The 7,349-nt window shown below is 71.3% G+C and carries 5 protein-coding genes; all 5 read right to left on the reverse strand.

Annotated elements, in window-relative coordinates:
* Positions 1-9: 9 nt before the first annotated feature.
* The 5 genes from nrfD to WMI84_RS15905 all read right to left on the reverse strand — a co-directional run bounded on the left by nrfD (position 10) and on the right by WMI84_RS15905 (position 7,306).
* Entirely contained in the window at positions 10-990 is a 981-nt protein-coding gene (nrfD, locus tag WMI84_RS15885) for an NrfD/PsrC family molybdoenzyme membrane anchor subunit (RefSeq protein ID WP_347354750.1), read from the reverse strand.
* On the reverse strand, positions 987-1,979 hold the full coding sequence (locus WMI84_RS15890; RefSeq protein ID WP_347354751.1) for a 4Fe-4S dicluster domain-containing protein: 993 nt from the start codon (positions 1,977-1,979) through the stop codon (positions 987-989). Before WMI84_RS15890 ends, nrfD begins: the two co-directional genes overlap by 4 nt.
* Positions 1,976-5,176, reverse strand: a complete 3,201-nt coding sequence (gene fdnG / locus WMI84_RS15895) for a formate dehydrogenase-N subunit alpha (protein WP_347354752.1) — start codon at positions 5,174-5,176, stop codon at positions 1,976-1,978. The genes WMI84_RS15890 and fdnG overlap by 4 nt, the downstream gene beginning before the upstream one ends.
* A 138-nt stretch (positions 5,177-5,314) precedes the next feature.
* A complete protein-coding gene (locus WMI84_RS15900; RefSeq protein ID WP_347354753.1) occupies positions 5,315-6,802 on the reverse strand; it encodes a catalase in 1,488 nt (495 codons plus the stop codon).
* Positions 6,803-6,847: 45 nt separating this feature from the next.
* Positions 6,848-7,306 (reverse strand): Fur family transcriptional regulator, encoded by a 459-nt coding sequence (locus tag WMI84_RS15905; RefSeq protein WP_347354754.1) that lies wholly within the window; start codon positions 7,304-7,306, stop codon positions 6,848-6,850.
* Positions 7,307-7,349: the final 43 nt, after the last annotated feature.

Here is a 7,349-nt window from a genome sequence, read left to right on the forward strand (position 1 = left end):
GGGGGGTGATCAGGTGATCCGGGTCGGGCCCTTCTCGTCCAGCCGCTGGCGCTGCGGCACGACGGTGTACCTCGGGTCCTTGGCCGAGACGAGGCCGGCCTCGAAGACGCCGAACCGGGTCAGTGCCGAACCGGCGTTGAGCGCCAGCCCGGCCAGGACCGCGGCCGGTCGCCACCGGCCCCCGAGGATCGTCACCGCCGCGCCGCCGAGCATGAGCCAGCGGCTGACCTCCAGCAGCCGGCCGGCCCTGCCCTGCCGCAGCGGCTCGCCCTCCAGCCGGAGGTTGCGGTGCAGCACCTCGTTCGCGGCCAGCTCGAGGGCGGCGCCGGTGAGGGCGGCCCGGCGGGCCGGTCCCGTCTGCCGGGTCGAGGTGGTCACCATCGCCGCCCCACCGGCAGCGGCGAGTGCGGACCCGACGAAGACGAACGGCAGCTCGCGGTATGCCGCATGCCACGTCGGTGTCGCCGTGTCGCTCAGGAGCACCGCCGTGTATGCCGCCAGCGGCGCCGCGAACGCGCCTGACCCGATGTTCCCGCCGACTGCTGCGACCGAGGCCAGCCGGGCCAGCGAGCTGCCCTGCGGCAACAGCGGGCCCCCGATCTCGGCGACCGCGGCGGCGCCGGTGAACCCGCCGAAGCCGGCGAGGATCCACGTCCCGACCGACATCGGCGAGGTGAGCTTGACCGTGCGCAGCATGTTCAGGAAGCGGGCCGGCTTGCCCAGGTCGGCGATGAGGGCGCCGGTGCTCACACCCAGGGCGGCGAGCGCGGTGAGCCGCGCGTTGCGCTGGAGCGTCCGCAGCCCGACCAGCTGCGCCCCGGCCGCGATCAGGCCCGACCCGGCGGCGAGCCCGCCGGTGTAGAGGTAGGTCGGGATCTCGCCCTTCCACGGCGCCGGCTTGACGACCTGACGCCCGTAGTACGAGGAGAACTCGGCCTCGGGCACCATCTGCCGCTCCGCGCCGCGCCGGCGGCGGCCGGGCGTGCTCATGAGCGCCTCCCCAGGAACGAGAGGGCCGCGGCGCCGAGCATCGCCAGCCCGGCCAGGCCCGCCTTGCGGAAGATGTCCGGCAGGTCGTGCGTGGTCACGACCGGGTCGGGCGGCAGCCCGTACACCTCGGGGTCGTCGAGCAGCAGGAAGACCGAGCCGGTCCCGCCGACGCCGTCGGTCGGGTCGGCGCCGTAGGTGCGCGCCTCGGTGTGGCCCTGCCCGTGCAGCACCCGCACCCGCTCCTCGGCCCGGCGCCGCATCTCGTCGAGGTCGCCGAACTGGATCGACTCGGTCGGGCACGCCTTGGCGCAGGCCGGCTCCTCGCCGACCTCGAGCCGGTCGTAGCAGAGCGTGCACTTCTGGGCGATGCCGTCGTCCTTGGCGATCCGGGCGCCGGTCATGTCCGGCGACTCGCGCCGCTCGATGACCCCGAAGGGGCAGGCCGGCACGCAGTAGCCGCACCCGTTGCAGACGTCGTCCTGCACCACGACGGTGCCGAACTCGGTGCGGAACAGCGCCCCGGTCGGGCACACGTCGAGGCAGGCCGCGTGGGTGCAGTGCTTGCAGACGTCGGAGGCCATCAGCCAGCGGAAGTCGGGGGGCTCGGCGACGTCGGTGACGGCGGCGGCCGGCTGAGCGGCATACCCCTGCTCGGACGCGGGACGGAGGGCCGGCATCCCGAGGGACACCAGCGCGCGTCCCGACTCGCGGGCCCGGGCGGCCTGCGCGGGCCCCTGCTCGACGAAGGCGACGTGCCGCCACGTGTTGGCGCCGAGCGCGCCGGTGTTGTCGTAGGACTCCCCGGTCAGGGCCAGGCCGTCCATGGGGAGCATGTTCCACTCCTTGCAGGCGACCTCGCAGGCCTTGCAGCCGATGCACACCGACGTGTCGGTGAAGAACCCCTTGCGGGGCGGGGGGTCCACCCACCCGGCGGCCGGGGCCGGGTCGTGCGGCCCCGAGAGCTGGTTGCGCCTGACGCTGGTGCTCACTGCGACGCCTCCTCGCCTGCCCCGGGACTGAGCAGCGTGTTGCCGGTCTCGACGGTGACCCCGGACCTCGAGCGGTACTCCTCCACGAGCCGCAGCAGCGCCTCGCCGGTGGGGCGGCGACCGGGGCGGATGTCGCACGAGCCGGCCTTGGACTCCTGGATCGCGACGTTGGGGTCGAGGGTGATCCCGATCAGGTCGTTGGCGCTGTCGCCGGACACGACCGCGTTGCTGCCGCCGCGGCCCCAGTGGTAGGGCAGCCCGACCTGGTGGACGGTGTGGCCCTGGATGGTCAACGGCCTGATCCGTTCGGTGACCAGCACGCGGGCCTCGACCGCGGTGCGCGGGGAGACGATGGTGGCCCAGCCGCCGTTGGCCAGACCCCGCTCCGCCGCGAGCTCGGGGGAGACCTCGCAGAAGAACTCCGGCTGCAGCTCGGCCAGGTAGGGCAGCCAGCGGCTCATCCCGCCCGCCGTGTGGTGCTCGGTGAGGCGGTAGGTCGTGAACACGTAGGGGTAGACCTCGAAGCCGGGGTCGGGAGCCGACGGAGCGGTCAGGTTGTCCTTGCGCGGGAAGACCCGCCGGGCCGGGTTGCGCTGCTGCGCGTGCAGCGGGTTCCGGACCGGTGACTCCTGCGGCTCGTAGTGGGTCGGCAGCGGCCCGTCGACGACCCCGGAGGGCGCGAAGAGCCAGCCCTTGCCGTCGGACTTCATGATGAACGGGTCGTCGCCGGCGAGGCCCTCGGTGCCGGCGGCGCCCTCGGGTGGCCGGTAGGACGGCGGCCGCGTCGCCGGGAAGTCCGGCACGTCGAGCCCCGTCCACCGGCCCTGCTCCTCGTCCCACCACACGTAGGCCTTGCGCTCGCTCCACGGCCGGCCCTCGGGGTCGGCCGACGCGCGGTTGTAGAGGATGCGCCGGTTCAGCGGCCAGGCCCAGCCCCACTCGAGCGCCGCCGGGCCCTGCTCGCTGCGCGGCGGGCGGCGGTCGGCGGCGTTGGCTCCGCCCGCGTAGACGCCGGTGTAGATCCAGCAGCCGCCGTCGGTCGAGCCGTCGGCCCGCATCTCGGTGAACGAGGGCAGCAGCTCGCCGGCGTGCTCACCGGTGAGGTAGCGCCCGTTGATCTCCTGGAGCACCGCCTCGGCGGACGGCTCGCCGTGCTCGTCCTCGGGGTAGTCCCAGGTCAGGTCGAGCACCGGCCGGTCGCGCGGGTCGTCGGACCCGGCCAGCCGGGCCCGGACCCGTTTGCCCAGCTCGTGGTAGAACCACAGCTCCGAGCGGGCGTCGCCCGGCGGTTGCACGGCCAGGTGGTGCCACTGGAGCATCCGCTGGGTCTGGGTGAAGGACCCGTCCTTCTCGGCGTGGGCGGCCGCGGGCAGGAAGAAGACCTCGGTGCCGATCGCGGTGGTCTCCAGCTCGCCCGTGGCGATCTCGGGGCCGTCCTTCCAGAAGGCGGCCGACTCGATGAGGTTGAGGTCGCGCACGACCAGCCACTTGAGCCGGGCCATCGCCTTGCGCTGCATCCGGCCGTGCGAGGAGCCCACGGCCGGGTTCTGGCCGAGCAGGAAGTAGCCCTCGACCTTGCCGTCGAGCATGTCCATCGTCGTGGCGTAGGTGTTGTGCGACCCGGTCAGCTTGGGCAGGTAGTCGAAGCACCAGTCGTTCCCGGCGCTCGCCGCCTCGCCCCACCACGACTTGAGCAGGCTGACCGCGTAGGTGTCCGTCGCCGCCCAGTAGCTCTTGTCCTGCTCGGAGGTGACCGACCCGACCCACTCGGCGAAGCTCTCGTGCCGGCCCGACATGGGCATCGGCAGGTAGCCCGGCAGCAGGTCGTAGAGCGTCGGGATGTCGGTGCAGCCCTGGATGCTCGCGTGGCCGCGCAGCGCCATGATGCCGCCGCCGGGCCGGCCCATGTTGCCCAGCAGCAGCTGCAGGATCGCGGCGGTGCGGATGTACTGCACCCCGACCGAGTGCTGCGTCCAGCCGACGGCGTACACGAAGGCGGTGGTGCGCTCGCGGCCGCTGTTGGACGTCACGGCGTTGGCGACATACGCCAGGTCGGTGGCGCTGATGCCGCAGACGTCCCGGACCAGCTCCGGGGTGTAGCGCGCGAAGTGCCGCTTGAGGATCTGGAAGACGCACCGCGGGTCCTGCAACGACTCGTCGCGCCGGATCGCGCCGTGCTCGTCGCGGGCCGGCTGCCAGCTCGCGTTGTCGTAGGTGCCCGTGTCGCGGTCGTAGCCCGAGAACACGCCGCCGAGGTCCTCGGTGTCGCGGTAGTCGTCGCCGATGATCTCGGCGGCGTTGGTGTAGGCCTTGACGTAGTCCGCGAACCACAGGTCGTGCTCGAGGACGTGGTTGATCAGGGCGCCGAGGAAGACGATGTCGCTGCCCGCCCGGATCGGCACGTGCCTGCTCGCCGTGGCCGAGGTGCGGGTGAACCGCGGGTCGACGTGGATCACCGTCGCGCCGCGACGCTTGGCCTCCATCACCCACTGGTAGCCCACCGGGTGGCACTCGGCCATGTTGGAGCCCTGGATGACGATGCAGTCGGCATCAGCGAGGCTCTGCTGGTAGGTCGTGGCCCCACCGCGCCCGAACGAGGACCCCAGACTGGGGACCGTGGAGGAGTGTCAAATCCGGGCCTGGTTCTCGATCTGGATCGCCCCGAGCGCGGTGTAGAGCTTCTTCATGAGGTAGTTCTCCTCGTTGTCGAGGGTGGCACCCCCGAGCGAGGCGATCCCCATCGTCCGGCGCAGCGGCCGGCCGTGCTCGTCGCGGTCCTGCCAGGTGCGTCGCCGGGTCTCGACGACCCGGTCGGCGATCATGTCGACGGCCTCGTCGAGCCCGAGGCTCGACCAGTCGGTCGCGTACGGCGCGCGGTAGAGCACGCGCGTCTGCCGGGTGGGCGAGTTGACCAGCTGCTCGCTGGCAGAACCCTTGGGGCACAGGCGCCCCCGCGAGATCGGCGAGTCTGGGTCGCCCTCGATCTGGACGATCTTCTCGTCCTTGACGTAGATGTCCTGCCCGCAGCCGACGGCACAGTAGGGGCAGACCGACTTGACGACCCGGTCGGCCGTGACCGTGCGGTTGGAGATGGTGCGGGTGCGCTCGCTGGTGACGGACGCGCCCCGGCCGAGCCAGTCGCCGCTGGCCACCTGGCGCAGGACCGGCCACCCCAGGAACGCCCTGCCGTCGCTCATCTCCGGCTCCTTCCGCGTCGTCGCGTCCAACCACCCTAGGCCGGGTTCCCGCGAACCGACAGGGGTCGGCCGAGAGACTGTGCGTGGTTGTGGTCGGTATGACGACCACAACCACGCACAGTTTCCTCGGACCAGCGCCTACTCGCTTGCCAGCGCCTCGATCGCCTTGCGGACCCCCTCGCCGTAGGCCGGGTCGGCCTTCGTGCAGTTGGCGATGTGCCGCTCGATCGTCTCCTTCGAGGCGCCGGTGATCGCCCGCGCGGTGTTCTCGAAGAGCGCCTGCTGCTGCTCGGCGGTCATCTTGTCGCGGAACAGCACGCCCGGCTGGCTGTAGTAGTCGTCGTCGTCCGCGCGGAAGTCGAACCGGTCCGCGCTGGCGCCGACGGCCAGCGCGGGCTCGCGGTAGGCCGGCTGGTCCTGGTAGCGCCCGTAGGAGTTCGGGTTGATGCTCGGGGTGCCACCGCCGTTGCTGTCCACGCGCATCGCGCCGTCCCGGTGCGGGGAGTTCCAGCTCGTCGCCCCCCGGGGGGAGTTGACCGGGATCTGGTGGTGGTTGACCCCGAGCCGGTAGCGCTGGGCGTCGCCGTAGGAGAACAGCCGGCCCTGGAGCATCTTGTCCGGCGAGAAGCCGATGCCCGGCACGACGTTCGCCGGGTTGAAGGCGGCCTGCTCGACGTCGGCGAAGTAGTTCTCGGGGTTGCGGTTGAGCTCCCACTCGCCGACCTCGACGAGCGGGTAGTCCCCCTTGGGCCAGACCTTGGTCAGGTCGAACGGGTGATAGGGCACCTTGGCCGCGTCGCCCTCGGGCATGATCTGCACGTAGAGCTTCCACTTCGGGTAGTCGCCTCGTTCGATCGCGTCGTAGAGGTCGCGCTGGTGCGACTCGCGGTCGCGCCCGATGAGCTCGGTCGCCTCGGCGTCGGTGAGGTTCTCGATGCCCTGCTGGGTGCGGTGGTGGAACTTGACCCAGAAGCGCTCGCCCTCGGCGTTGTAGAAGCTGAACGTGTGCGAGCCGAAGCCGTGCATGTGCCGGTAGCTGGCCGGGATGCCGCGCTCGCTCATCAGGATGGTCACCTGGTGCAGCGCCTCGGGCAGGTTGGTCCAGAAGTCCCAGTTGTTCTCGGCGTTGCGCAGGTTGGTGCGCGGGTCGCGTTTGACGGCGTGGTTGAGGTCGGGGAACTTCAGCGGGTCGCGCATGAAGAAGACCGGCGTGTTGTTGCCGACCAGATCCCAGTTGCCCTCCTCGGTGTAGAACTTCACCGAGAAGCCCCTGATGTCACGCTCGGCGTCGGCCGCGCCACGCTCGCCGGCGACGGTGGAGAACCGCGCGAACAGCTCGGTCTTCTTGCCGACCTCGGAGAAGATCTTGGCGCACGTGTACTGGGTGATGTCGTTGGTGACCGTGAAGGTGCCGTACGCCCCGGACCCCTTCGCGTGCATCCGGCGCTCCGGGATGACCTCCCGGTCGAAGTGGGCCAGCTTCTCCAGGAACCAGACGTCCTGCAGCAGCATCGGGCCACGGGGGCCGGCGGTGACGGAGTTCTGCCCGTCCCAGATCGGTGCGCCGGCAGCGGTGGTCTGCGGTTCGGTGTTGCCCGGCTCCTGCCGGGGGCCTGCCACGCTCATGTCGTCTCCTTCGATGGGTGAGTGACTGTGTGTATGCCGCTGAGCTCAGTCAGCGGAAACGCTGGGTGCCGCCGGTGCGTCGTCCAGAGCGGCCCGGCAGACGGGACACGTGCCCCAGTAGATGACCTCTGCCTCGTCGATGGCGTAGCCGTGCGCGTCGATCGGGTCGAGGCACGGCGCTGCACCGATCGCGCACGCGACGTCGGTGATCGCACCGCACGTGCGGCAGATGGCGTGGTGGTGGTTGTCGCCGATCCGCATCTCGTAGCGAGCCGGGGACCGGGCCGGCTCGATCCGCCGGACGATGCCGACCTCGGTCAGGGCCGCGAGGACGTCGTAGATCGCCTGCGTCGACACCTTGCCGAGGTCGGCACGGACCGCCTGGGTGATGGTGTCGGCGTCGGCGTGCGGATGACGCTGGAGCTGCTCGATCACCGCGAGACGGGGCCGCGTGACGCGCAGCGCGGCGTCGCGCAGGAGCGTTGTGGCGTCGGTCGGCGGCATGGCCCCAGCCTTGCATCTAATCTGGAATAGGTCAAGAAAAGTG

The organism is Intrasporangium sp. (assembly GCF_039812505.1).
Taxonomy (GTDB): domain Bacteria; phylum Actinomycetota; class Actinomycetes; order Actinomycetales; family Dermatophilaceae; genus Intrasporangium_A.

Excerpts from the sequence above, each read along its gene's own strand:
- WMI84_RS15905 (WP_347354754.1), bottom strand. The coding sequence starts at position 7,306 with ATGCCGCCGACCGACGCCACAACGCTCCTGCGCGACGCCGCGCTGCGC.
- WMI84_RS15900 (WP_347354753.1), bottom strand. The coding sequence starts at position 6,802 with ATGAGCGTGGCAGGCCCCCGGCAGGAGCCGGGCAACACCGAACCGCAG.
- nrfD (WP_347354750.1), bottom strand. The coding sequence starts at position 990 with ATGAGCACGCCCGGCCGCCGCCGGCGCGGCGCGGAGCGGCAGATGGTG.